This is a genomic window from Fibrobacter sp. UWB5 (genome assembly GCF_002210295.1).
In the GTDB taxonomy this organism is placed as follows: Bacteria; Fibrobacterota; Fibrobacteria; order Fibrobacterales; family Fibrobacteraceae; genus Fibrobacter.
In genome coordinates this window covers 33,063-57,981 of sequence record NZ_MWQH01000010.1, presented here as the reverse complement: position 1 = coordinate 57,981, position 24,919 = coordinate 33,063, and the positions used below count along the sequence as shown (strand labels likewise).

At 51.5% G+C, this 24,919-nt stretch carries 19 protein-coding genes; 1 reads left to right on the top strand and 18 read right to left on the bottom strand.

Translation table 11 applies throughout. The annotated features are described in order from the left end of the window. The 4 genes from B7989_RS12370 to B7989_RS12355 form a co-directional block, all read right to left on the bottom strand. The gene (locus B7989_RS12370; RefSeq protein WP_088628783.1) at nt 1–1,476 is read right to left on the bottom strand and encodes a DnaA ATPase domain-containing protein; all 1,476 of its coding nucleotides are present in this window, start codon (nt 1,474–1,476) and stop codon (nt 1–3) included. Between the two features lie 369 nt (nt 1,477–1,845). Then, nucleotides 1,846–2,280 (bottom strand): hypothetical protein, encoded by a 435-nt coding sequence (locus B7989_RS12365; protein ID WP_088628782.1) that lies wholly within the window; start codon nt 2,278–2,280, stop codon nt 1,846–1,848. A 29-nt stretch (nt 2,281–2,309) separates the two neighbouring features. After that, nucleotides 2,310–3,623: a U32 family peptidase C-terminal domain-containing protein gene (locus B7989_RS12360; RefSeq protein ID WP_088628781.1), complete on the bottom strand. Its 1,314-nt coding sequence runs from the start codon at nt 3,621–3,623 to the stop codon at nt 2,310–2,312. Between the two features lie 3 nt (nt 3,624–3,626). Then, the gene (locus B7989_RS12355) at nt 3,627–5,165 is read right to left on the bottom strand and encodes a capsule assembly Wzi family protein (protein WP_233144417.1); all 1,539 of its coding nucleotides are present in this window, start codon (nt 5,163–5,165) and stop codon (nt 3,627–3,629) included. Between the two features lie 231 nt (nt 5,166–5,396). Here B7989_RS12355 and B7989_RS12350 point away from each other — a divergent pair, with 231 nt between their 5' ends. Then, the gene (locus tag B7989_RS12350; protein ID WP_158212920.1) at nt 5,397–7,637 is read left to right on the top strand and encodes a carbohydrate-binding domain-containing protein; all 2,241 of its coding nucleotides are present in this window, start codon (nt 5,397–5,399) and stop codon (nt 7,635–7,637) included. Between the two features lie 86 nt (nt 7,638–7,723). Here the strand turns inward: B7989_RS12350 and B7989_RS12345 are convergent, their stop codons facing one another. The 14 genes from B7989_RS12345 to B7989_RS12280 all read right to left on the bottom strand — a co-directional run bounded on the left by B7989_RS12345 (nt 7,724) and on the right by B7989_RS12280 (nt 24,842). After that, on the bottom strand, nt 7,724–8,842 hold the full coding sequence (locus B7989_RS12345; protein WP_088628779.1) for a type IV pilus twitching motility protein PilT: 1,119 nt from the start codon (nt 8,840–8,842) through the stop codon (nt 7,724–7,726). Next, nucleotides 8,842–11,676, bottom strand: coding sequence for a hypothetical protein (locus B7989_RS12340; protein ID WP_088628778.1), 2,835 nt, complete (start codon nt 11,674–11,676; stop codon nt 8,842–8,844). The genes B7989_RS12345 and B7989_RS12340 overlap by 1 nt, the downstream gene beginning before the upstream one ends. Nucleotides 11,677–11,685: 9 nt before the next feature. Next, complete coding sequence (locus B7989_RS12335) at nt 11,686–11,931, bottom strand: Trm112 family protein (protein ID WP_073322176.1); 246 nt, start codon at nt 11,929–11,931, stop codon at nt 11,686–11,688. An 82-nt stretch (nt 11,932–12,013) separates the two neighbouring features. Beyond that, complete coding sequence (locus B7989_RS12330) at nt 12,014–13,705, bottom strand: glycosyltransferase family 2 protein (protein ID WP_088628777.1); 1,692 nt, start codon at nt 13,703–13,705, stop codon at nt 12,014–12,016. A gap of 26 nt (nt 13,706–13,731) precedes the next feature. Continuing rightward, entirely contained in the window at nt 13,732–14,445 is a 714-nt protein-coding gene (locus tag B7989_RS12325) for a polyprenol monophosphomannose synthase (RefSeq protein WP_072799187.1), read from the bottom strand. Nucleotides 14,446–14,458: 13 nt separating this feature from the next. After that, nucleotides 14,459–15,394: a glycosyltransferase family 2 protein gene (locus B7989_RS12320; protein ID WP_088628776.1), complete on the bottom strand. Its 936-nt coding sequence runs from the start codon at nt 15,392–15,394 to the stop codon at nt 14,459–14,461. A gap of 40 nt (nt 15,395–15,434) precedes the next feature. Then, nucleotides 15,435–18,506: a DUF2723 domain-containing protein gene (locus B7989_RS12315; protein ID WP_233144416.1), complete on the bottom strand. Its 3,072-nt coding sequence runs from the start codon at nt 18,504–18,506 to the stop codon at nt 15,435–15,437. 19 nt (nt 18,507–18,525) lie between these two features. Then, nucleotides 18,526–18,960, bottom strand: a complete 435-nt coding sequence (nusB, locus tag B7989_RS12310; RefSeq protein WP_233144415.1) for a transcription antitermination factor NusB — start codon at nt 18,958–18,960, stop codon at nt 18,526–18,528. A 17-nt stretch (nt 18,961–18,977) separates the two neighbouring features. Next, on the bottom strand, nt 18,978–19,439 hold the full coding sequence (ribH, locus tag B7989_RS12305; RefSeq protein WP_072799326.1) for a 6,7-dimethyl-8-ribityllumazine synthase: 462 nt from the start codon (nt 19,437–19,439) through the stop codon (nt 18,978–18,980). Between the two features lie 3 nt (nt 19,440–19,442). Beyond that, a complete protein-coding gene (locus B7989_RS12300) occupies nt 19,443–20,684 on the bottom strand; it encodes a bifunctional 3,4-dihydroxy-2-butanone-4-phosphate synthase/GTP cyclohydrolase II (RefSeq protein ID WP_088628773.1) in 1,242 nt (413 codons plus the stop codon). Then, on the bottom strand, nt 20,671–21,270 hold the full coding sequence (locus B7989_RS12295) for a riboflavin synthase (protein WP_072799199.1): 600 nt from the start codon (nt 21,268–21,270) through the stop codon (nt 20,671–20,673). The genes B7989_RS12300 and B7989_RS12295 overlap by 14 nt, the downstream gene beginning before the upstream one ends. 27 nt (nt 21,271–21,297) lie before the next feature. Then, nucleotides 21,298–22,230 (bottom strand): YfiM family protein, encoded by a 933-nt coding sequence (locus tag B7989_RS12290; RefSeq protein WP_233144414.1) that lies wholly within the window; start codon nt 22,228–22,230, stop codon nt 21,298–21,300. 139 nt (nt 22,231–22,369) lie between these two features. Further along, complete coding sequence (gene fabF, locus B7989_RS12285; protein ID WP_088628772.1) at nt 22,370–23,602, bottom strand: beta-ketoacyl-ACP synthase II; 1,233 nt, start codon at nt 23,600–23,602, stop codon at nt 22,370–22,372. A 124-nt stretch (nt 23,603–23,726) separates the two neighbouring features. Beyond that, entirely contained in the window at nt 23,727–24,842 is a 1,116-nt protein-coding gene (locus B7989_RS12280; protein WP_088628771.1) for a nucleotidyltransferase family protein, read from the bottom strand. Nucleotides 24,843–24,919 lie beyond the last annotated feature (77 nt).

The following is a 24,919-nucleotide window of genomic DNA, read 5'->3' as shown; positions in this document are numbered from 1 at the left end:
CTAGGCTTCCAGCAAATAGCGGATATCCTTGACCTTGCGGGCAAGGTCTTCGTCATTATCCATCTGCTTTACAAGTGAACGGATTGCGGCGATAACAGAAGAGTAATCCCTATTAAAGAATTCGCCGATATTCACAAGAGAGGTATTTGTCATTTCGCGGCTAAGGTACATGGCAACCTTGCGCGGCAAAGCGACACCAGCATCTTGACGCTTGCTCGAAAGCGCCATCAAATCCGTATCGAATTCCAGGGCAACCGTTTCAGCAATGCCCTTGACCGTAAGTTCTTCGACACCGGTCGTTCCCGGAGGAGCCACCAGGCGCTTCACCACGTTCAAGTCGAGATTCTCGTCGCGGAACTGATTCAAGGCACGAATACCGTTCAGCATACCCTCGATCACGCGAACATTTTCACGCGGCGGGAGCGAAAGGTACCTGCAGATTTCTTCGCGGTCACGATCGAGAAACGGAATGTTCATCGATTTCTTTTGAATCAGCTTGATTCTTGTCGTGAGGTCCGGAACATCGATACCGACAGCGACACAAGATTCCAGCGGAGCAAGCAACTTTGCCGAAATGCTCGGAATCGCGTTCGGCAACTTGCGTTCAGGCGCAGCTTCGCCCTCTTCCAAGCGGTTAAAGTTGGAAGGATGACGGTCGCAAGACAACACGACCTGCTTTCCGAGCGTACGCAAATGCCTGATCAAGATAGCAAGCTTTTCCTGGCAGAACTTCTTGTATTCCAGAAGCTGGATGTCGTCCAGAAGCAAGACATCGCAATTTTCGTATTTATCCTGGAATGCTTCGGCGAGTTGGCGGGCGTTACCCGTCTTGAGTTTCAGGGCCTTGTACATGGCCGTAGCATCGTGCACGAAATCAAAAGCCTGGCAATAGACGACGCGCGTATTGGGCTTCGTTTTCACGATCTGGGCGGCAATCGACTGGAGCAAATGGGTTTTGCCAAGACCGGACTTGCCATACACAAAAAGCGGATTCAGGGCCGGATCGCCCGGATTTTCGGCAACCGACTTGCAAGCTTCGCAGGCAGTACTGTTACAATCGCCCTCGATAAAGTTTTCGAACGTATAGTCGGCATACAACGCAAGCTTAATGCGCGGACGCTTCTTGGGGGCAGCAGCACGGGGTGCATGCACAGGAGGAATCTTCGGGGCGGCCGGAGTCGCCATCACCTGCACGTTCTTTTCGGCGGCTGCAATAGAAATCTTGAAATCGACAAAGGATTCGCCAAGGACTTCAGAAAAAGCCTTGCGCATAATATCCGCATAATGCGCCTTCACCCAGTTTTCACGCAGTTCATCAGGAACGGAAAGCTGGACAAAACCATCAAAAACACCTTCGTATTTAACCGTATCCAGAATGGTCAGGCCAAAATAGTCATTACATTCCAGGCGCAAACGGTCCAGTGTCAGCTGCCAGACCGAAGATTCAGAATTCAAAAGAGCAACAGAGTTTGTCACGTTCTACCAATCATCTAAAAAAGCATGAAAAAATTAAATAAAGCATACAAGAAAATAATCGGGAGCGCACATTTTTTTCTAAAAACGGCGTTTTTAGCGTAAAAAAGCCAAAAAAATATTTATTCCCAAAACTTACCGCATTGTTGCAAACAAATCACTCTTTTAATCACTCCGCAGTCAAGATAGACTCCCTATGATTAGAACACTTTATCAACAGAAAAATTTTGTTGCATGTCTTGACAAGAAAAAGTATACTTTTAGTGCTCAAATTACCACCAATGCAAAAAGCATACAAAAAAATAATCGCCTTTTTTAGTCAAAAAACGGCAATTTTTCATAGAAGATATTGATTGTCAATGATTTAGCGGTCTATTTATTTTCGTCCAGTTTCGACTGGAGGTTTTCGATCCGCTGCTCCAGCATATTCTGGATTTGAGGCAGGAGTCGATCCTTGATGCGGTCCAGATAAAGGCACTGCAGCTGGATCATGCGACTGCGGTGACGACCGGCGTGTTCCTGGATCCAGCGGCTTACCGCCACCTGGCGGTCCTGCATGCGTTCCTGCAGCACCTGCTTGATGTATGTCGTCTGTACGGACATATAGCGCTGCATGTTAAACGGGAGCTTGTAGGTGCGGATAAACTGCTTGAGCAATTCCAAAAGCGAGAGATTCTGCCCCTTGCGATCCTGAATAAACTGCTTCAGTTCTTCGCGGTGGCATTCAAAGAAAGGCATAATGGCTTTATCATCAATCTGATAAAGTTCCAATTCGTCTTGTTTCTTTGTCGCTTCGTCGACAGCCATACGCTATAAATTTATAAAAAATTCAAATTTTATGTGATTTCGCGCACGAAAAAGGCAAAATTCGCATTAGAAGAAAGATTTTCAACACCTTCTTGTAAGAAAACGACGCCTTCGGTACCCGGATGCAAGCGATCCACGTCCCCGCCCTTGAAATCCTTCATTGAATCAATTTTGCAACGAGCCATTCCCGAGGGAGTCATCAGAGCGAGAGAATCGTCTATCGAGAAGGGGTTCTTGACATTCACGCGGCAAGAATTCGTGTTTGCGTCGTAGGCAATGACCTGGGCTGCCACGCAGCCGCCGGGAGCCTCTTCGTGAGTGGACTCGTAATTCTGTGGCAAGGGACCGCGCAAGAATCCTGGCATAAAGCCGCGGCCATCCACAAACGAAATCGCGCGATAAGCATCGTCAGCCACCTTGACCGATTCCGTCGCAATTCCCTGTTCCATTTGTGCGGCGCAAGAATCAATTGCCATACGATAGGCACGCACCACCTGGCTCAAGTAATACACCGACTTGGTACGTCCTTCGATCTTGAACGAATCGAGCCCCGCCGCCATCAGTTCCGGAATTACGTCGATAGCGCAAATATCGCGGCTGCTCATGAAGTACGTACCCCAAGTGTCTTCGTCCAAGGCAATCGGGTCCAGTTCCGGGCGATCCGTGCGCTGCAGGCTGAAAGAGCCCTCATGCTCGCGATAGTCTTCGCACTGCGGTTCCGGATTGGCATACAGGCGGTAAGGCATACGGCAACTGTTGTCACAGGCACCTTGGTTTGCATCGCGGCGAGTCACCCAATTGCTGAGCATACAACGGCCAGACATCGACATACAAACCGCACCATGCACAAACACTTCCAGTTCCAGATCCGGCAAGCGATTCTTGATTTCCAGAATTTCGGACAAGCGAAGTTCGCGACTCAAAATCACGCGACGCACACCCAAGTCATGCCAGAACTTGGCGGCCAGGTAATTCGTCGTATTCGCCTGCACAGACAAATGAACTTCGACCTCCGGTCGTACTTCGCGGAGCCAACCCACAAAGCCAGGATCGGCCACGATCAGCGCATCGGGTTTCAAATCAATGGCTGCAAGCAAAGCGTTCTGGAAGGCCTCCACCTTCACATTGCGCGGGATGACGTTGCTCGTGAGGTAAAACTTTTTGCCCAAGCGGTGGGCGTATTCAATACCTGCGGCAAGATCATCCAAATTCTTGAATCCGTTTTCACGGGCACGGAGCGAAAAGGCCGGTTGGCCCGCATACACGGCGTCGGCGCCGTAAGCGAAGGCATACTTCATGCGAACAAGGTCGCCGGCAGGAGCTAAGAGTTCAGGCTTTTGCATAGACTACCACTTGAATCCTGTTCTTAAGTAAACCTTTTCGTCGTTGAACAACGTAATCTCGCCAAGGAAAAACACGTACTGGCCTTCGTAGCTGATCGAAGGCGTAAGGGAATATTCCATATTCGCGCCCCTCAAGAAGCGCTTATGGATTCTCATGTGATCCACCCTAGGTGTGGTATCGTTTAAAGCGCTGCCGTAATCCGTTCCCTTCCAGAACCAAGTGTTACGAAGCGAAGCAAAAATATGATGGTCCAAGCGACCGTAAGCCGTAAAGTCAATCGTCTGGCTGTTCGGGCCAGCCTGGCTACCCAGCGGACGGCCCAAGTGCGCCATCTGCGCCGTATTCGCATGGAAGTGCGAATACACGTAAGGCTCGATGCGGGCATATTCTGCGATAAAGCCCGATTCCAACAAATGGGACTTGATCTTGAAATCATGGGCGCCATGCATACCGGCCATCCAAGCCCACTTGGCTTCAATGTTGTCGTTTTTCACGAGGCTCACCGGGCTTTCCATATCGTCCAGGAAGAATTCGCTGTAGACTCGGAGCGAACGGAACAGGCGGTAGTTAAAGTCGAAAGAAAGGGAACCGTTATTGCTGTCTTCGGAATAATTGCCCTTTTCCATGAACAAGGGAACCACCGGCACAAAAAGCCAAGGCTTCAAGTTGTCGTACTGGATCTGGAGTTCGCTGATACCGAACGTGGCATTGCCCACAGCCAGTTCATAGCGATGACCGAAGATGTTGCGCGTTTCATCCTTGTTGTTCATTCCCATACCGGGATAAATGCGCAAGTCGCCATAGAACGAAAGAACGCGCAACGGGCCGAATTGCATGTCGAGCGAAAGCATGTTGTACGGGAGCGCAAACTGATTCAAGCTCAGGTTATTGTAATAGCCCGGGCCCCAGTGCATCACGTCGCGACCAAAGTCCAAACGCAGCCAATCGTAATTCAACGCAATGTGCGCACGGTAGCGGGCATAACTCGTGTATTCGAGACCCGAATTATCTTCCGATTTCTGGTTTTCCAGAAACTCCCCATCAAAAGACCTGGGACGATCAGCCGAATGGCCTTCGTCATAAATACGGGCATCCAGCACAAAGTCAATGGAATCCGCATAACCGCGCAGGTAGATACCGCCATCGATTCCCGGCCAAATGGTATCATTCAGCGCTTCACCGCCGCGATAATCCAGGCCACCCACAAGCGACATGGCAAGCCCCATACGCGGGCTCTTTTTTTCAAAAGCCGAACCGTGTCCCGAAACCGCAGCGCCGTTTTCATTATCGTAGTAAAGCAATGCATTTCTTTCGGAGTCGACAAAGTTCTTGCGGAAAGTCGTATCGCGATGCGGATAGGCGAAGAACTGACGCCCCTCCCCTGTCGTTACACGATGCAAATCAAACAGCATCGGAGAATTTTCAAGGAGTCGCAAATTGCGGATATTTTCAGGACCGACTACAGGCGATGCTGCAAATGCCGGTACAGAAAGCATGGCTGCCACCAAAAGGGCAAACGGCTTAGACAGTGATATTTTCATAACGTCTCGATTTTTCAAGAATCAAAATGGCGTATTCTATTTCAAAAGATAGCTTTTTAATTGTTGTAAACAACGCAACGGGTGCATTTTGGAGCGATTTGTTCCGAACGGGAAAATTCGTTCCAAATTATGTTTTCTGTTTTTTTTATTAAGTCACTTTTTTGTTTAAAACGGATTGTTCCACTATGTATCTTTCATAAAAACAAAACAACCCCCATAAAAGAGGAAATCATGCTTACAAGGAATTGTTTGGGAATTACTACCCTTGTAGCAGGAGGCCTTATTGCCGGATGTTCGAGCGACAGCAGCTCTACCAGCCCCAAAGACAATCTCGCCGATGCTACAGGAATCACCACTAACGCATGCGTCTATGACGGCTACGCAGCCATGCAGGGCGCAAGCGGAGAAACACTTTGCCTCGATACCGAAGGGACACTTGCCTTCTGGATCAATGCAGACGGAAGCTACGGGTTTCCCGAAGCCACGCCGGGGTCCACTGAAAATAACACCGCAGATCCTATCGAAACCAGCACAGATGTAGGCACAACGACGCCTAGCGACTCTACGGTATCCGCCGACAAACCCGCAGAGGATTCAACGGATTCCGAACCAGCAAGCGAAACGCAGTCTTGTACCACCGACAAGGCTCTCTATTCCGTAAACGGCATTTCTTACTACAAGAATGACGACGGAAGTCTCTATTACTTTGATGCAGACTGCAACAAGAATTCTCTTTCGACGATTGCACCGGCAAGCAGTTCTTCCGAGAAATCCGAAGATCCTGAAACAGCCGCAAGCAGCGCCTCTCAACCGGACCGTTCCTCGTCTTCCGAGACAGCAACGCAGGTATCGAGCAGTTCGAATGCAACGCCTAACAGCTCTGCAAACGTGACTCCGAGCAGCAGCGCCACCACCACATCGAATGGCAACGTGCCGGCAATCACCTATGCCGCAAACGGTGCTAGCGTTGAAAACAACAACAGCTGCGTCACGGTTACCGGCGGCGAAGTCGTTATTACCTGCGCCGGCGACTACGACTTTAGCGGTTCCTATAGCGGTGCCGACGCCCAGATCCGCGTGTATTCTCCCAAGAGCGATTCGGGCGTTTACCTGAACCTACGCGGGCTCACACTCAGCAATACCGCAGACGCCCCCATTTACGCACAGATGTCTAGCAAGACCTTCGTGGTCGCTAAAAGCGGAACCACCAATACGCTTAGCGACGGAAGCACTCGTACAAAGTCTTATACTTACGTCAATTCCAACAACGAAACGAAGGTAGATACCACCAGCGCCTGCATTTACGCCAAGGACGACTTGACCATCAAGGGCGAAGGCTCCTTAATCGTGAAGGGCAACTACAACAACGGCATTCACACCAGCAACGACTTGCGCTTCCGCGGTGCAACGACAATCAACGTGACCGCCGTAAATAACGGCTTGAAGGGCAAGGGCATCGTGGATATCGAAAACGGCAACATTACCATCGCAGCAACCAACGGCGACGGCATCAAGAGCGACGAAGGCGAAGATGCAGGCTCTATAGTAGACAATAAAGGCATTGTCAATATCAAGGGCGGAAACATCACCATTACCAAGGCGGGCGACGACGGCATCCAGGCTTACAACTATATCATCGTCCAGGACTCTGTTTCTGAGCCGAACATCAAGGTAACATCGACCGGCAAAGGCATCGTCTCTGACAACAGAGTTTACATCAATGCCGGAAAGATCGATATTTCCTCTGGTGACGACGGCGTTCATTCCAACCAGAACATCTACTTTAACGGAGGCTACACAACTATTGCGGCCCCCAAGAACGACGGCGTACATGCCGACTCTACCCTCATGATCAACGACGGAACCATCTACGTGACCAATTCCTATGAAGGTCTGGAGGCCTGGTACATCAAGGCAAACGGCGGCATTACCGATGTCTACGGAACCGATGACGCCTGGAATGCAGCCGGCGGCAATGACGGATCAGGCAACACCAATCAAAGCGGCCAGTCAAACTGGGGATTCGGCCCCGGAGGCGGCATGGGTGGTAGAATGGGAAGCAGCAGCGGTTTCCTGACCATTACGGGCGGCGTACACCACGCAAAGACTGGCTCCGGTGACACCGACGGCATTGACAGCAACGGCGAACTCACCATTTCTGGTGGCGTTGTCATCGTTGAATGCCAGATTAGCGGCGGCATGGGCGGCTCCTTCGACGCCGACGGTTCTGCAAGCCTCACCAGCAAAACGGTTCTCGGATTCAGTAGCGGTTCCTCGGAAAAGGGCACGAACTATAACGTGAGCTTTACAACCGGCAACTACTACGGAACCTCTAACATCGCATTCAAGCCCACCATATCGGGTAGATACATGGTCGCTACTACGGGTCAGCCCGCACAAGTAAGCAATACATCCAGCTATCAGAAGAGCGTCACCTTCCCTTCAGGAAGCACCGTCTACTACAACGAATAGAATTCCTCCTAATCCACCAAAAAGTAATCCTCCGCGAAAGCGGAGGATTTCTCATATTCTTGCGGCGAAACCGCCAAAGATTTTGCTTACATCCAGCTACGTTCAGACGTTCCCGAAATACCGCGGATCTTAAGATCGAAATCATCGGGGTTCGTGGCAGCGTTCATAGCCGTTTCAAGGGAAATCTTTTCTTCTTCGTAAAGTTTCAGGAGCGCCTGGTCGAAGGTCTGGCTGCGGTACTGCATGTGGCCTTCAGCAATGGCCTGTTCGATCAAGTCGTTCTTGTCCTTGTCTTCGATGTATTCCTTGATGGCAGCCGTATTCACGAGAATTTCGGCAGCAGGCACTCGCCCGTTACCATCCTTGGTCGGCAACAAGCGGAGCGAAATAATGCCGGCAAGCACTTCGGAAAGCAGCAAGCGGATTTCGTCGTGCTGGTGCGGCGGGTACATCGAAAGCACACGGTGAATGGTTTCTGTCGCGTTCGTGGTATGGATTGTCGCAAACACCATGTGGCCCGTATCGGCAGCCGTCATGGCGATTTGCATGGTTTCCAAGTCACGAATTTCGCCCACCAGAAGCACATCGGGGTCCTGACGGAGGGCGGCGCGCAAGGCGTTGGCGTAAGAAAGCGTATCCACGCCGATTTCACGCTGCGAAATAATGGCCTTGCTGTCCTTGTAAAGGTATTCGATCGGGTCTTCGACCGTAATGATATTCACCGCTTCGTTCTGGTTGATATAATCCAGCATGGCGGCCAAAGTCGTAGACTTACCCGAACCCGTCGTACCTGTAACCAGCACGAGACCACGCTTGGTCAAGGACATGTCACGAATGACTTCGGGCAAATGCAGTTCTTCGAAGGCAGGAATCTTGGCCTTAATGTGACGAATCACCACAGCGATAGAACCACGCTGGCGGAAAACGTTCACACGGAAACGGCCCATGTCGCGAGCGCCCACGGCAAAGTCGCATTCCTTGTTCGTTTCAAAGCGCTGTTTCTGGTCGCGATTCATGATATCATCCAAGAAGGAATCCATCATCAAGGAATCCACCTTCACATCGAAGGGACGCTGCAAAGCACCGTTAATACGGTAAACAGGCGGAACACCCACGCGCAAGTGCAAGTCAGATGCACCGCGGTTCACCATTTCACGGAGTAATTTTTCAATGCGAAGCTGCGGCTGCTGTTGCTGTTCGGCCATTAGGCTTCACCTCCAAACTTTTCGTTATAGAGTTTTTCCACTTCGGAAAGTCTAGCAGCAATATCTTCGTTTTCAGGTTCCTTCTGAGCCAGGTCCTTGTAGATTTCGAGAGCCTTGCCATACAGACCCTGGTCAAAATAAATTTCGGCAAGCGTACGCGTATTCAGGCTTTCGTCCAAATCATGGGATCCACGATCCAGCGGAGCATCCGGGTCATTAATCAGGCCCGCAGAAATTTCATCGTCGGAATCGCCGGACATCAAGAAATCGACACCCTTGTTCGAAGGCGTTGTTTCTTCGGGTAGGGAGTCGTCGTCCATATCGAACAGACCCTTGAATGCGCCGGAGACTTCCGTTTCCAGGGAATCCAAATCCTGTGCAGGTTCGGCAGCCGGGGCTTCTTGTGCCGGGACTTCCGGCTGAGCCACAGATTCTGCCGGAGCAGTCGAGCCTTCTACCGGCAAGTCGGATTCATCTTCTTTTCCGAACAAATTATCAAATGATTTATCGATATCTTCTTCAAGAGCTTCTTGAGCAGATTCCTGAGCCTTTTCAAGAGATTCTTCAACCGGAGCTTCGGTCAAATCCTGCTCGATAGCTTCCTGACTATCAGCCGCTGCCGGAGCAGAGACTTCAGGCAAATCCAAGTCATCGTCCGTGTTGCCAAACATCGAAGCGAAGGCGCCACCCATTTCCTGGGCAAGGTCCGAAGTTTCTTCCGTCTTCACTTCAGGCATTTCAAGTTCGGCTTCAGCCTGATTCACTTGTTCTTCAAGCGACACCGTTTCTTCCGGTTCAGTTTCCTGCGTTTCAGCAGCTTCAACCGGTTTTTCTTCGGGCAGGTCATCGTCTGCACCAAAGATCGATTCAAAGGCGCTGTCTACGCTAAAGGCGCTATCCGAAGCCTGCTGTACAACAGGTTCTTCAGCAAGAGTTGCTTCAGCAGGAGTTTCTTCAGCAGGAACTTCTGCGGCAGGCGTTTCTTCGGCAGCAGGTGCTTCTTCAGCAGGAACGTCGGCAACAAGTTCTTCAGTTTCGGCCGGAGTTTCATCAGCGAATAGATTATCGATCGGCGATTCAAGAGCCGGAGCATCATCCACTACCAGTTCTTCTTCGGCAGCAGGTTCTTCTGCGGCAGGTACTTCTTCCGTTGCAGGCTTGTCGTCTGCAAGGAGATTGTCGATCGGAGATTCAAGTGCCGGAGCGTCAAGAGCGGGTTCGTCGTCAAGCTTGAAGGTTTCTTCTTCAGCCGGCAGTTCAAGATCCGCAACGGGTTCTTCAGCCGGAGTCTCAGCGTTTTCTACCGGTTTCTCTTCAGGAAGTTCATCTTCACCGAAAATAGAATCGAAGGCGTTATCGATCGTCGTCGGTTCATCGGCAGCAGGGGCATCCACTGCAGAAGCGGCTTCAAGCGCAGGTTCATCATCGAGCTTGAAAGTTTCTTCAGCTGCATGAGTTTCTTCGAGAGATTCTTCAGCAGGTGTTTCTTCGGCAGGTGCGTCGGAAACCAAGTTCATGTCGGCAGAGGCAGACTTTTCAAACAGACCGCTACCGCTGGATTCCTCGGGCAATTCGTCTTCGCCAAAGATATCGCCGAAGGCGTCATCGATGCTCTGCGGCTTGTCTTCTGCAGACTTTTCAAACAGAGACGATTCTTCAAGAGAGTCCTTGTCTTCGATACCTTCATCAAGCGGAGATTCGGTAAGGGATTCAATGGACTGCGTCGAGAAATCGTCCGTGTCGGCGGGTTCCAGAGTTTCAGCACTTGCGCTCTCTTCGTTAACCGGCTTTTCTTCGGGAAGTTCGTCTTCGCCAAAGATGTCACCAAAGGCGTCGTCAATACTCTGCGGTTTGTCTTCGATAGAAGCCGATTCAAAGATCGAGGCGGCGTTAGACTGCGCATTCTCGTCGATGCTTGCAGGAATATCCGAAGCGGAAGCTGCGGTATTTGCAAACGGACTTGCGCTAGACGTTTCCTCGGGTTCAAGATCGTCATCCAGACCGAACATGTCGGACAGGGCCGAAGACACGTCGGAACTGGAAATATTTTCTTCGGCGCCGAATTCTTCAGCAAGGGTTTCAGACTCGTCGGTCTTGATAGAATCCATTGCAGATTCAAGCGATGCAGACAGGTCGTCCATCGTAGAATCTTCGGCGGCATCGCCATTGGGAAGCATGGCGGCAAGAGAGGCAAACGGATCGTCTGCCATACTTTCGTCAGAAGCGGAATCTTCGGCGGCCGGAGAATCAATCGAATCTGCAGTAGCAGGCATTTCAAATGTATCCGCACCGGCATCCGCAGTCGCAGGTTCAGACGAGGATTCGTCGTCAAACGACATGTCAAGCGGAGATGCGGCACCGCCCAGTTCCTGGGTGGTATCAGACATGATAAATTCGGTGTCACCCGCGGCAGCAATAGCGGCTGAAGCAGCCGTGCTTTCAAGCACGACGTCGTATTCTTCTTTCCAGAAGGTGTTCAGCGGGTCCATGTCGTGTAAACGACGGTAACAGACGTTTCGCTCCGCAAGCATTCCCAGCTTGTCGTAGGCGTTGCCCATCAACTGCTGTGCAGCCAGGTTGAACGGATCCATCACAATGATGCGTTCACATTCCTCAACGCAAGGCTGGTAAGCTTCGAGTTGAGTAAGAATCTTTGCGCGAACAAGTCTTGCCGAAATATCGTTCGGGTACAACGTGAGACCGCCGTCGACTCTCTGGAGAGCCTTGTCCAGCTCCCCTGCTTCGCGTTCAAGATCTGCAAGCCATGCAAACACCATGGAGTTGGTGTTTTTCTTGCCTACAGACTTTCTAAGTGATTCCAACGTTACCGCCATAAACACCTCTTAGAGCAAAATTGCTTCGTCCGCCAAAAGAACCGGAATTCCTTCGCGAACCGGATACACCCTGGAATTGTCTTCGGTAGAAAGAGCCTCGGTCAAAGGTTCCGTCACCTTTTCACCGGCAACGTTCTTAAGCGTGCCAGCAGAAATAGATTGATTCAAGGCGGCCAAGCATTCGTCAGACGCCAATTTGAGCTTTCCCCTGGTTTCGGGGCAGCAAAGAATATCCAAAAGATTTGTATCGAACATAAAACCTTAATAATCAAATACTTACACAAAAAATAACTCAATTTTTGTGCAATGTGTAAAGATATTGTAAGGAATTATGATTTTAGTGCAGATATTTGAGGTTTACAAGGGCAAAATCGCCCATTTGGGTGTTTCCGATGAGCAAAAACACCTTTAAACCGAGGCTGTCGAGCCACTTGATGTCGAAAGGTTCGCGGTAGCCCGACAAATTGGACACTACCAGAAGTTCACGACACCCCGTACGGTTGCAAATCGATTCCATCGAAGAAAGGTCGCCCAGCAGATGCTGGCGGTTTTCATCGGATACCTTGGACGGGTCGGAACTCACGCAACCGAGAATTTCAATTCCCGGAATCACATTGTAACGGTCAAACCAGGACTGCAGAGAATCTTCGGAACCGCCCAGCAAAATGGAGCGATGACGTTTCTTTGCAAAGATACGGTAGAAATAGTTTATCCAAAATGCGAAGCGTCTCCAGACCAGGAGCGCAAAAGGAATCGCAAGGCTAGAGGCCGCCACAACGGCAATCCAGCGCATATCGTAAGGCAAGAGACTCATTTCATCGACATCGATCGGTGTCTGGGTAAAATAGCGGAATGTCAAGTAGCCACCCACCGCAAGCACATTCAACGGCAGCAGGAATCGAAGGATTCCGTCGCCCTTCAGGCTCGACACCGTGTATTCCCCACGGAATATGAGGAACACCATGTTCACGATAACGACCAGGCCCACGAGCCACCAGTCTTCGAATTGGGAAATATCCAAAATGGAATGCTTGACCACGACCGCATAATTAAAGCAGTTCGAAGCCGCATCACCAACGCGTTCGGCACAGGAACGATCCACCGAAATGCCTTTACCCAAGAAGGCGAACGCCCAAATAGCAAGAACGCCGAGATCCAGGAACATCTTCCAGAACTTCGGAATCAAGCGCGAGAACATACCGACAAAAGCCGCAAAGAGAATACCGAAAGACACCAGGAAATTCGGCACAAAATACAGGTCCTTGTGCTTTCTCACAAAGATAAGCATCGCCTTGTAGAAATCCACATAGGATCCCCAGCGGCGAGTGCGGCAGCTCTGTCCCTTAAAATGAAGGATATTCGTCGAAGGCGTATAATAGTTCTTGAACCCTGCAGCCTTGGCCCTAAAGCACAAGTCAAGGTCTTCGCCGTACATGAAGAAATCTTCGTCGAAACCGCCCAGCGTTTCGTACAAGTCGCGACGGATGCAGAAGAACGAACCACTGATGGCGTCCACTTCGATCATCTTGTCAGGATCGGCAAACGTCATGTTGTAGCTGGCAAGAGTCTTGTTCTTCGGGAACAGGGCCGCAAGACCAATCGTCTTGGACACGGCAGAAACAATGGTCGGGAAAGAACGACGGCAAGCCCACTGGATAGAACCGTCTTCGTTCAAGATGCGGCAACCCACCGTACCCGATTCCGGGTGTTCTTCCATAAAGTCGAGCACCTTGGTAAACGAGTCGCGAGACACCACCGTATCCGGGTTAATAAAGAAGAGATACGGCTTGGTTGCCTGTTTTTCAGCCAGATTGCATCCCTTGCCAAAGCCCAGGTTTTCCTTGGAATCAATCCAAACGACTTCCGGGAAATACGCCTTGATTTCAGGCAGTATCGGCGAGTCGGAGCCGTTATCCAAAACGATAATCTGGGCATCCACATTTTCGCACGCGTCACGAACAGACTTTAGACATGCCGGGATAAAGTCGCAAGAATTGTACGCAATAACGATAATGGAGCAAGAATACATAGGGGCAGACGATAAAAATGAAGAGGTTATGCCAGACCTAGGCGGAGTTTAAGGACCAGGAAGAAAGCTTCGGAAATAATGCCGCCGCTCATCTTGGAAGTACCGCGGGTGCGGTCCGTAAAGATGATCGGTATTTCCTTGACGCGGAGTCCCTTCTTCCAAATCTTGAAGGTCGTCTCAATCTGGAAGCAATAACCATCGCTCTTCATCTTGTCGAGATTCAATGCCTGCAAGGCTTCGCGACGGAAGCACTTGAAACCGCCCGTGGCATCGCTAATCGGAAGTCCTGTCACGATGCGGGTGTAAACGTTTGCACCATAGCTGAGAATCAGACGACGCAAATCCCAGTTCACCACGCTGATTCGGTGATTTTGGTAGCGACTACCGAGCACGAGGTCGGCATCTTCAGCCGTTTCCAAGAAGCGATTCAAATCCGTCGGAGCATGGCTAAAGTCGGCATCCATTTCAAAGACGCGTTCGTAATCGCGTTCGAGAGCCCACTTAAAACCCGTCACATAAGCGGAGCCGAGCCCCATCTTGCCCTTACGGCGAATCAAGTGAACACGCGGATTCTTCTTGGTTTCTTCTTCGACCATGTCGCCCGTACCATCGGGACTGCCGTCGTCGACCACCAAGATTTCAAGACATTCGTTCTGTTCCAAAATAGCCGACATAATGAGCATGATATTTTCTTTCTCATTATAAGTCGGAACAATCACAAGACTTTTAGGGTACGCCATAAACCAACTTCTCCTAAGTCAAATCTACAATTTCGCGAATCGATTCGGCCACCGGATAGCTCTGTTTTTTGCTTCCGTTCATCATTTCGCCCAAAAGGCCCAGAGAAATGAACTGCACGCCCATGACCAGCGAGAATCCGCCAGCCAAAAGGAGCGGACGCACATGGAGAGCGCCTGTCTGGAACCATTCATAGCCGAAGTAGCCCGAAATACCGAAACCCACCAGCATGAAAATCAAGCCAAGCAGGCCAAAGAAATGGAGCGGTTTCGAAGAAAAGCTACGCATGAACATCAAGGAGACCAAGTCCAAGAACCCAGAAACCAGGCGGGACACGCCGTACTTGGAAACACCGTGAATACGGGCACGGTGAGCCACCGGCATTTCGGTAATGCGGAAGCCCTGCCACTTGGCCATCACCGGAATAAAGCGGTGGTAGTCGCCGTACAGGTGAATAAAGCGCACCACGGAGCTGCGATAAGCCTTGATACCGCAGTTAAAGTCATGCAGACGCTGACCGCACACGATCGAAACCGTCAAGTTGAAGAGCTTGGACGGCCAAGTCTTGTGCCAGGGATCCAGGCGACGGATCTTCCAACCCGAAACCAGGTCGTAGCCGTCTTCCAGAATCTTGATCATCTTCGGGATTTCAAGCGGATCGTCCTGCAAGTCGCCATCCAAAGTCGCCACATACTTACCGCGGGCTTTAGAAAAACCGAAGGCAAGCCCTGCAGCCTTTCCGCAGTTGAACTGGAAGCGGAATGCTCGGACAAAAGAATACTCCTTGGATAAAGACTCCACCACTTCCCAAGTATTGTCACGGCTACCGTCATCAATGACGATGACCTCGAAGGTAAAGCCCGTCGGTTCAATGGCCGCAACAATTTCCTTAAAAAGCTCGGGAAGGTTCTCGCTTTCTTCCTTGACTGGAATAACAAGACTCAAATCCATTCGTATCCTCTCTTCTTATCGCAAATAACAACAGACTTAATTAGTTCGCCACCGCAACTACAGCTGGTTCGTTAGCGGAATCCTTCTGGAGAGAATCCACCGGAGCGGCCGGCACGGGTTCTTCAACCTTCAAAGGTTCGTCGGACATCTGTTCGATCTGGCGGGCAGCCATCACAAGGCGTGCACGGCCACCTTCTTCGTAAGCCGGGACATTTTCAAGACCGCGATTCACCACTTCCTGAGCCTTGGCCTTCTGGCCAGCGGATTCGTAAACGAATGCGGCAGCCCAGTAGTTACGCCATTCGCTCGGGAACTGCTTCATACCCATTTCGAGGTACTTGCCGGCAGAAGCGGCAATGCTGTCCACCTGGGCCTTTCTTTCGGCCGTGAACGGGTGCGTGTTGCGGAGCGTCGAAATCTTGTCGCGAGCATCGAAAGAGATCTGCAGATAGAGCGACACGTAGCCAGAGAGCAAGCGTTCGGTTTCACCGTTGATGTAAGCCGTACCGTCGCCGAGGCCACGGAACTTGAACACGGAATCAATGAGGTCGGCCGTGAACTTGGCATCGAAGGAATTACGCTTCGGGGTCAAATCACCCTTCACGAAATTGTAGACCATGCCTTCCTGCACCATGTACTTTTCGAGACCCATGAAGTTGGAAGTACCGACAGTCGTCGAAATTTCAATCGGCTTGTCCATATTCTGGAGTGCAAGGTCGATCACGAGCTTATGCTGCGTGAGCATCATGCCGCTACGGGTACGGGCAGCCCATTCCGTAAAGGCGTCCCACACCTGGTAATGCACCTTGAACTGCAAGAGCTTTGCAGAGTCGGCCGGAGAAAGTTCCTGGCCTTCCATAGCGTCAATGCGGTTCTTGAGCTGCGGCATAAGGCGCTGGGCGTTCTTGACCCAAGTAGAAACCTGATGGTTCGGGTTAGAGGCGGAGCTGTTGTCGAGCACCATGTCGCGGTCGATAGCAGCCTTGTCGTAGCTGAGCTTGAGAATCGGCTCGTTGTCGAGCATCTGCTTGATGTACCAGTCGGTATTACCGAGCGAGAGGTTCACCACGCGAACGTCCTTACGGATACCGGCCACTTCCTGAGCAAACCACAGCGGGAAGGTGTCGTTGTCACCATTCGTGAAGAGGATTGCATTCGGACGGCAGCTATTCAGCAGGTTGTAAGCATAATCCCAAGGAACCCAAAGGCCAGAACGGTCATGTTCCTTGTAGTTCGAAATGCAAGGCACCAAGAACGAAACGGCAACCAAGGCTGCGGCCACCGGGTTCGCAAAGGCGGCAAAACTGGACGTTGCCACCAGGAACACCAGGATACCGGCACCGATACCGTATATCATGCTCATGACAATGAATGCCGGAGTATAGAAGTAGTCACGTTCGCGCACTTCCAGGTGCACTGCATCGGGGAACGGAGCACGGCTGCCCACCTGGGCAAAGCCGCTTTCAATCTTCTGCCAGTTCTGCCAGATAGCGGAATTGGTATAGCCATCGATTTCACGCTGGATATCGGCAAGACGAGCGTCGTTTGCACCACGGGCCTTGAGCGTTTCCAGGCGGATCTTGGCATGTTCGATATTCTGGCGCATATCGATGAGTTCGTTCGGGTCCGGCAAAGCCGAAATACCCATGCCACGGCTGTTCAGGTCTTGAACATTGCGGCTCATCACAGACACCCAGTAGTCATGATCGCGCTGTTCCATGCGGGTGCCGTCGGCGAAGTTGATATAGAACAACAGGCCAAGCGAGCAAAGGGCATAAAGCACAGAAACGAACACACCCACGTTGCGGTTGCGCTTCCAGACAAACACGCAAACCATCACCAAAAGGCCGTTAAAGAGCAAGAACATCATGAACTGCGGGAGTGTCGCATCGCCCATGAAGCTCATCTGCGTCGGGAACTTGATGCCGAAACGTTCCACAGGCTGGTTGTCGGCTGCATCGAAAGTATAGACGCCGTTGGCGTAGTTCACATCGCCCACCTTGTACGGCAGGTACTGAGCCATCTGGTATCCACCGTAACCCATGTGCGGGAAGGAGAGGAACTGGTGGCTAACGCGGGAACGACGGTAGAATGCACGGCTGATCATGCTTTCGGAACCGTACTGCTTACGTTCAATGAAGTTGTTGAAGGCGACCCAGTTTTCATCCTTGAAGAGGTTACCCAGCTGGAGGTTACCTTGTTCGTCGCGGATATTGATTTCAGGATCGTTTTCGTCGATAATCGGGTTCAATTCCGAACGGATCGGAATGTAGAGGTGCGTGCTGTAACCGATCAAGGCGAAGAAGGCAAATGCCAAGGACAGACGCATGCTGCGCTGCACACCCTTACTCTTGAACGGCTTGGCAAGGCAGAGAATCGAAAGAGCAATCAAGCAGATGAAAGAGATTTCAATAAAGGCAGACACCATGTAAATCACGGAGCAAAGGAGCGTACCCGTAATCCAGATAGGAATGCGTTCTACAATCTTCTTGGGTTCGGCCACGAGCAAAAGTGCAAACACGGCAGGAACCGTAAGCATGGTATAAAGGTGTGCACCCACGCCGAGGAAGGCGATGTAGCAAATGAAAATCAGGATGCGGTCGCTGTATTCTTCGTTACGCTTGTTGTACCAAACGAGACCGAGGTAAGAGACGAGCATCAAGATCAACATGGCGATGCCGTAAACTTCGGCTTCGACAGCGTTGAACCAGAAGGTGTCCGAGAAGGTCAGGAGGAAACCGGCCACGAGAGCGGCAGAACCCAGCACGGCCGTGCGGACCTTACTGGAAATCTTTTCTGCAAGAGCATCGCTCTTGAGAACGGTAGCCAAGAGTTCCCAGGCAAAGAGAGCCGTCACATAGACAGTCGCGGCAGAACTCACCACCGAGATGTAGTTCACTCGCTTTGCGATTTCGCCCACGAACGGGAGCAATACGATGACTGCACGGGCGAGGAACACGAAGAACGGAGTTCCAGGAGGATGCGGAATACCCAAGGTATTGGCACAGGCGACAAATTCGCCACAATCCCAGAAGCTTACCGTAGGAGCCATTGTCAGCACATACACGATCAGTGCCACAAATGCCGCAATGCCTGCGAAGATATGTTTCATCCATTTTTCCTTGAGCATTTTACTTTTCCTTGGGTTCGGTGACAACCATGCCACGGTTACGCATAAAGCCAGTCAAAAGGCCGTTCACGAAAGAATCCGAATTGTCAGTGCTGTACTTGGCGGCAATTTGCACTGCCTCAGAAATAGCGACCTTCATCGGGATTTCGGGGATGTAAGAAAGTTCGACCATCGCAATGCGGAGCACAATGCGGTCAAGGCTTGCCATGCGGTCCAGTTCCCAGTGGGCGGCCGCAGCCTTGATGTTTTCGTCGAGTTCTTCGCGATGGGCCTGCACCAGGTCCACCAACTTCATTCCATACTTTTTCTGTTCAGCATGAAGGGGCTGGGATTCAAGCACTCCCGGAAGAGCCTCCCCTGCGGTCTGGCCCGTAATTTCCATGGCATACAAAAGCTGCATGGCAAAAACACGGGCGGGTCTGTAACTTACTTTCATAATCGAGTCGCTAGTAATTAGATGGTCTTGTAAAGGTTTGCCATTTCGACGGCGGTAGATGCCCAGCTGCTACCGAGGTTGCCGGCCTTGAGGCCTGCACGGTTCATGGCCTGGTCCACGGTGTCGGTGGTTAAAATTCCAAGAATCACGGGGAGCTTGCCTTCGGCAGCGATGTTTGCGATTCCGCCGGTAGAAGCATTCACCACCACGTCGTAGTGGCTGGTTTCACCGCGGATCACGGCGCCGAGCGCCATCACGGCACTGTACTTGCCGCTGTCGGCGAGGCGACGGCACACGCCCGGAAGTTCGAATGCGCCCGGCACATGCACGACCGTGATGTCCTTGTCTGCTACACCGAGCAGTTCGAGCTGACGCACAGCCCCTTCCAGGAGCTTGTCCGTCACGACCTCGTTAAAGCGGGCAACGGCGATTGCCACCTTGAGGCCACTACCATTGAGGGAATTCTTGATTTCGTTCACCATTTATTTTTCCTCTTTCAAATTCTCTTGGGGTGCAGCGCCGTCGATATGCAGCTGGTGTCCCATCTTCTTCTGCTTCGTGAGCAGGTAGAACAAGTTTTCCTTGTTCGGCTTAATTTCGATTGGCACGCGTTCCACGATTTTAAGGCCATAGGCCGTAATGCCCGAAATCTTGCTCGGGTTGTTCGTGAGAAGTCGCATTTCCTTGACGCCGAGATCTGCCAAGATCTGGGCGCCCGTACCATACTGGCGCAGGTCAGACTTGAACCCAAGGTGCAAGTTTGCTTCAACCGTGTCCAAGCCCTTTTCTTGCAATTCATAAGCGCGGAGCTTATTGCAGAGACCGATTCCACGGCCTTCCTGGCCGCGCATGTAAAGGAACACGCCGCCGTGCTCGCCAATGAACTTCATGGCGGCGGCCAACTGTTCGCCACAATCGCAACGCAGGCTACCAAAGATATCGCCCGTAAGGCATTCGCTGTGCACGCGCACGTACACCGGCTTGCTGAAGTCGGGATTTCCTGCAACCCAGGCCACATGTTCTACACCGTCGGTCTTGCTCTTGTAAGCATAGGCGGTAAAGTCGCCATACTTGGTCGACACATGCGGGGCGGCTACGCGCTGCACGAGCTTTTCGTTTTTCAAACGGTAGTCGATGAGGTCGCGGATGGAGATAATCTTGAGACCGAACTTCTTCGCAACTTCCTGAAGTTGCGGCATACGAGCCATCGTGCCGTCTTCGTTCATGATTTCGATCAAAGCGGCCGCCGGGCGCAGGCCCGCAAGCTTAGCCAGGTCTACTGCTGCTTCGGTATGGCCTGCGCGACGGAGTACGCCCTCTTCCTGGGCGTACAGGGGCGAAATATGCCCCGGCCTGCCGAAGTCGCTGGGCTTGGAATTCGGGTCCGAAAGAGCGAGAATCGTTGCAGCGCGGTCGTGAGCGGATACACCCGTGGTGCAGCCTTCAATCTTGTCGACCATGATGGTAAAGGGCGTGCCCAAAATCGAGGTATTCTCGGCGGTCTGCCGCGTGAGGTTCAATTCATGACAACGCTTGATCGGGAGCGGTGCGCAAAGCACGCCACGACCTTCGTGGAGCATGAAGTTCACCTTTTCGGGCGTAATCTTTTCGGCGGCGATTACAAAGTCGCCTTCGTTTTCGCGGTCTTCGTCATCGACCACAATCAAAAACTTGCCGTTCTTAAAATCTTCTATGGCCTCTTCAATCGTATTAAGCAAGGTCACGTTCCTTCAGATAATTTTCAATATACTTGCCGAGCATGTCGACTTCCACATTCACGATTGTACCCGGAACCCAGTTGCGCAGGTTCGTGCGAGCAAGCGTTTCAGGGATAATGCACACGCGAATGGAATCTTCGAACTTTTCAGCGACCGTCAGGCTGATTCCGTTGAGAGAAATCGAACCGCGGCGAATCACATAGCGACGCAGGTCTGCCGGAAGCTTCAAATCCACTTCGACACCCGTTTCACGCGGAGTCACCTTGATGACTTCGGTTATGCAGTCCACATGGCCCATCACAAAGTGACCGCCCATAAAGCTGTCTGCACGACACGGAAGTTCCAAATTCACCAACTTACCAACAGCGGCCTGCTTAAAGCCCGTATTTTCCACCGTCTGGTGCATCAGGCAAAAAGTGGCTTCGTCATCGGTACAAGATTCAATGGAAAGACACACACCATCGTTGGCGACACTGTCGCCCAACTTACAATTCTTAAAAAAGCCCGGTGACTTAAGGCGCATGGTAAGCGCATCGCCCCTACTTTCAATAGAAACGATTTCACCGGTAGATTGAATAATACCCGTAAACATACGGGGGCAAATATAGAAAAATAGCAACTAGAACTTAATCGGATACAGCAAGTACCAGTGGAATTCGGGATAAACTTGCACGGTGGGGGCCGGCAGTTTGAAGTAATTCAGGTACTTCACAATGGTACGCGCCATGCGGCTCTGCGGACGGAACGCTTCCAGGTCGTAATCCAGGGCAATATAGACTTCGCGATGGGGCGTCACATCTCTGTCGTGCAGGAACACGCCTTCGTCAATACTCAAGCCCGCCGCAATGGCAAGCCAGCTCGGATAATACTGGCGCGCGGCCTTAGGCAACAAGCGATAAACCTTGAATGATGCCCAGAATGTTTGGTTGCAATAGTCGTCGGTAAACACGCCTGTTTTACTTTGTCTGTAATACGCTTTGGTATTGATCCAGTAGCTCCACTTAAGATCTACATACTTGAACACGGGAATATAGCGTTCCGCCATGGGCAAGAAGCCGCCGAGCGTTCCCGAAAGCACATCGAAAATGCTGAAGCCCCATTCCGGCGAATAGCCGTCCTTCACATCGATTGCAATATGGGTTGCCATCGCCGAAAAGCCGGCGAACAAGTACGAATAAAACTCGGAAATTCCCGCCCAGCGGTAGCCTTCGTAAAAGGACTCGCCCATCATGACGCCCGAGGCGAAATGGCCGAACTTGTCAAGGTTCAAAGCGTAGTCAAAATCGTTTTCAAAATGGAAATCACTCCCCTGCTCATCCCACCAGCCTTTCTGGAATACAAGCCAGTAGGCGGCACCGTAGGCAATCAACACGGTCGAGGCCACGCCGACACTTTTGGCAACCGAAAATTGAACCGTATCGGTCGGGTCTTCGCTGCGGTAGTCCCACGTGGAATCGCGCCAAGTCAGCGGATCACTCGGAGCCGCTTGCAAGGAAACACTTGCAAACAGGAGCGCCACCAGCGCAATGGATATGGAACGGAAAATTTTCACCGGGTCAATTATAGAAACTTTTCTTTACAAAGGCAACAAAAAAAGCCCCGGAGAACAATCACCAAAGGCTTTTATAAATGTGGGATGTGTAATGTGAGATGAGTAATTACACATTACTCATTTCACATTTTTCATCGAACTAGTTGCGGCCGAGGAGCAGCACGCTGTTCTGGCCACCGAAGCCGAAGCTGTCGGACATGGCGTAGTTGAACGAGTGGCTGGTGTTCTTGTTGGCGCACACATCGAGGTGGATGCGTTCGTCCTGGTTGAACACGTTCGTGGTCGCATGAATCATCTGATTCTGCAAGGACTTCACGGTGATGATGGCTTCGAGAGCACCGGCGGCGCCGAGAGCGTGGCCGATCATGCACTTGGAGGAGTTCACCTTGAGGTTGTCGGTAGCGCCGGCAAAGACCTTTTCGAGGGCGGAGCATTCAGCAACGTCGCCGAGCGGGGTCGAAGTACCGTGGGTGTTCACGTAGCCCACATCCTTCGGGGAAATACCGGCTTCGCGGAGAGCCATTTCGATAGCGAGGCGGACGCCTTCGCCGTCTTCACGCGGGGCGGACATGTGGTGAGCGTCAGCGCTCATGCCGATGCCGGCCACGCGGGCGAGAATGTTGGCGCCACGCTTCTTGGCGTGAGAAAGGCTTTCGAGAACGAGGATGCCAGAACCTTCACCGATCACGAAACCGTCGCGGTCCTTGTCGAACGGACGAGATGCCGTCGTCGGATCGTCGTTGCGCTTGCTCAAGGCCTTCATGGAGGTAAAGCCAGCGAGAGCCACATTGTTCACGGTTTCGTCGGTACCACCGGCGAGCATGATATCGGCGCGGCCGAGACGGATCTGGTCGTAAGCGGCGGCGATAGAGTGGTTAGAGGTAGCGCAAGCGGAAACCACTGCGTAGCAGGGGCCCATCCAGCCGGTGCGGTTGGAAACTTCGCCAGCGGGCATGTTCACGATAGACATCGGAATAAAGAACGGGGACACACGACCCGGACCACGCTTGTCGAGGGCCACCACGGAGTCGCTATAAATCTGCATGCCACCGATACCGGAACCGATAATCACGCCAGAGCGGGTCGGATCTTCGTTTTCGGGGGAAATACCGGCATTCTTAAGAGCCTGGAAAGAGGCATACACAGCGTACTGGATGCACCTGGACAGACGGGACGAATCGCGCGGGGTAATGTATTCGGAACCATCGAATTCCTTGACGGCAGCAGCTATCTTGATCGGATAGTTGGTCACGTCGAAGCGATCGATCGTTGCGAGTCCGGATTTACCTTCCAGCAGGTTGTTCCAAAGGAGTTCCGGCGTATTGCCGAGGGCGGAAACGCACCCCATACCTGTAATTACAACTTCTTCCATAGTGCGCGCAAATATAGAAAAAAGCAAAGTAACTTGGGAGCATTTTGTCTTAAATTTTTAGAAATTCGATACAATTTGCTTACAATTTAGCTACAACAGCTAAATTTTCAGCCAAGAAAACACACTAATGGTACAAGTCCCAAATAGAAATGCGACGATGCTTGATTCTGAGGTGAAACGTTTTGGCAAAGTTTCTCCAATACTCCACTTCGTGCCAAAAGACCTCGGACGGCGAATAAGGCGCCAACCGAATCGAATTCCAGCGATTCGTAAACCAGCGCCGAATAAAGTTCATTCCATGCAAGTCCCTGGAATTTATACGGTTAAAGCCGAAATTTCCGCTATTGTAAACCTCGGCAAGCACCTTTTTCCCCAGCTTTTTGTTGGGCGGCACAAGCATTCGGTCTCTTTCCAGGCCAAATACCTCTTGCATGGCCCACATAAAAGCACCGGCCAAGCGCTTAAGGCCAAAACTCCCCAATTTTGACGCCACTTCGCGACGTTCGTCAGCCGTAGAACGCTGCAACAAGATAAAGTAGTCGACAAACTGCTTGAGTCCGACGCCCTCATTGAAAAAATGCCTTTGAAGGTGTGCCAGCTGCATTACGAGAGCAAACTTGATAGACGGAGACCAAAATCCTTCGGGCACACGCTCCGTATTCAAGATTTCCCGTTCCAGATAACGTTGCAGTCGGGCATTTGCAAGCGGGCTCAAGACTCCAGAAGACGGCTTAAAATGGACTTCGACAGCAACATTCCCCGTATGGAGCAAATGGACATGGTGCGGGGCGTTTTCACCGAACTCGTCAAGTTCATACCCCATCTCTTTCACAAGAGCGACAACGCTTTTTCGCCCGCCTTCCACCCACAAGTCGATATCGCCCGCGTGCCGCATAAACGGGTCCGGGTAAAGCCTTGCATTGGCAGCCCCCTTCAAGACAGCCGTCTTGCGCCCTTTTGCGGCAAACAGTTCCGTATATTTCGCGGCCTCGGCGTTCAAGAGTTCGTTATGGCCTTTGACTGTCTCCGCTTCACTCGCCCACTGGAACATCAGTCCTAACGGAGGGCGCTTTTCTTTAGGCAAGTTGCGGACGGCACGGTAAACAACCGCAGCCACCAAATGGCGCAAGCTATCCGAATGAACCTTTTCCCATTCAGATTCATCTAATTTGCAATCAAATATTTGCGGATCACACTCGGGCGAAATAGCCATTCGCAGCAACTTGTTCAGAGACTCCATGCCACAAAAATAAAAAAATTAACGTCCCTGGGCGGAATTGCATTCATAACCATCTGACCCTACAATTTTGCACTTCA

Excerpts from the sequence above, each read along its gene's own strand:
- B7989_RS12365 (WP_088628782.1), bottom strand. The coding sequence starts at position 2,280 with ATGGCTGTCGACGAAGCGACAAAGAAACAAGACGAATTGGAACTTTAT.
- B7989_RS12360 (WP_088628781.1), bottom strand. The coding sequence starts at position 3,623 with ATGCAAAAGCCTGAACTCTTAGCTCCTGCCGGCGACCTTGTTCGCATG.
- B7989_RS12355 (WP_233144417.1), bottom strand. The coding sequence starts at position 5,165 with ATGAAAATATCACTGTCTAAGCCGTTTGCCCTTTTGGTGGCAGCCATG.
- B7989_RS12350 (WP_158212920.1), top strand. The coding sequence starts at position 5,397 with ATGCTTACAAGGAATTGTTTGGGAATTACTACCCTTGTAGCAGGAGGC.
- B7989_RS12345 (WP_088628779.1), bottom strand. The coding sequence starts at position 8,842 with ATGGCCGAACAGCAACAGCAGCCGCAGCTTCGCATTGAAAAATTACTC.
- B7989_RS12340 (WP_088628778.1), bottom strand. The coding sequence starts at position 11,676 with ATGGCGGTAACGTTGGAATCACTTAGAAAGTCTGTAGGCAAGAAAAAC.
- B7989_RS12335 (WP_073322176.1), bottom strand. The coding sequence starts at position 11,931 with ATGTTCGATACAAATCTTTTGGATATTCTTTGCTGCCCCGAAACCAGG.
- B7989_RS12330 (WP_088628777.1), bottom strand. The coding sequence starts at position 13,705 with ATGTATTCTTGCTCCATTATCGTTATTGCGTACAATTCTTGCGACTTT.
- B7989_RS12325 (WP_072799187.1), bottom strand. The coding sequence starts at position 14,445 with ATGGCGTACCCTAAAAGTCTTGTGATTGTTCCGACTTATAATGAGAAA.
- B7989_RS12320 (WP_088628776.1), bottom strand. The coding sequence starts at position 15,394 with ATGGATTTGAGTCTTGTTATTCCAGTCAAGGAAGAAAGCGAGAACCTT.
- B7989_RS12315 (WP_233144416.1), bottom strand. The coding sequence starts at position 18,506 with ATGAAACATATCTTCGCAGGCATTGCGGCATTTGTGGCACTGATCGTG.
- nusB (WP_233144415.1), bottom strand. The coding sequence starts at position 18,960 with ATGAAAGTAAGTTACAGACCCGCCCGTGTTTTTGCCATGCAGCTTTTG.
- B7989_RS12295 (WP_072799199.1), bottom strand. The coding sequence starts at position 21,270 with ATGTTTACGGGTATTATTCAATCTACCGGTGAAATCGTTTCTATTGAA.
- fabF (WP_088628772.1), bottom strand. The coding sequence starts at position 23,602 with ATGGAAGAAGTTGTAATTACAGGTATGGGGTGCGTTTCCGCCCTCGGC.
- B7989_RS12280 (WP_088628771.1), bottom strand. The coding sequence starts at position 24,842 with ATGGAGTCTCTGAACAAGTTGCTGCGAATGGCTATTTCGCCCGAGTGT.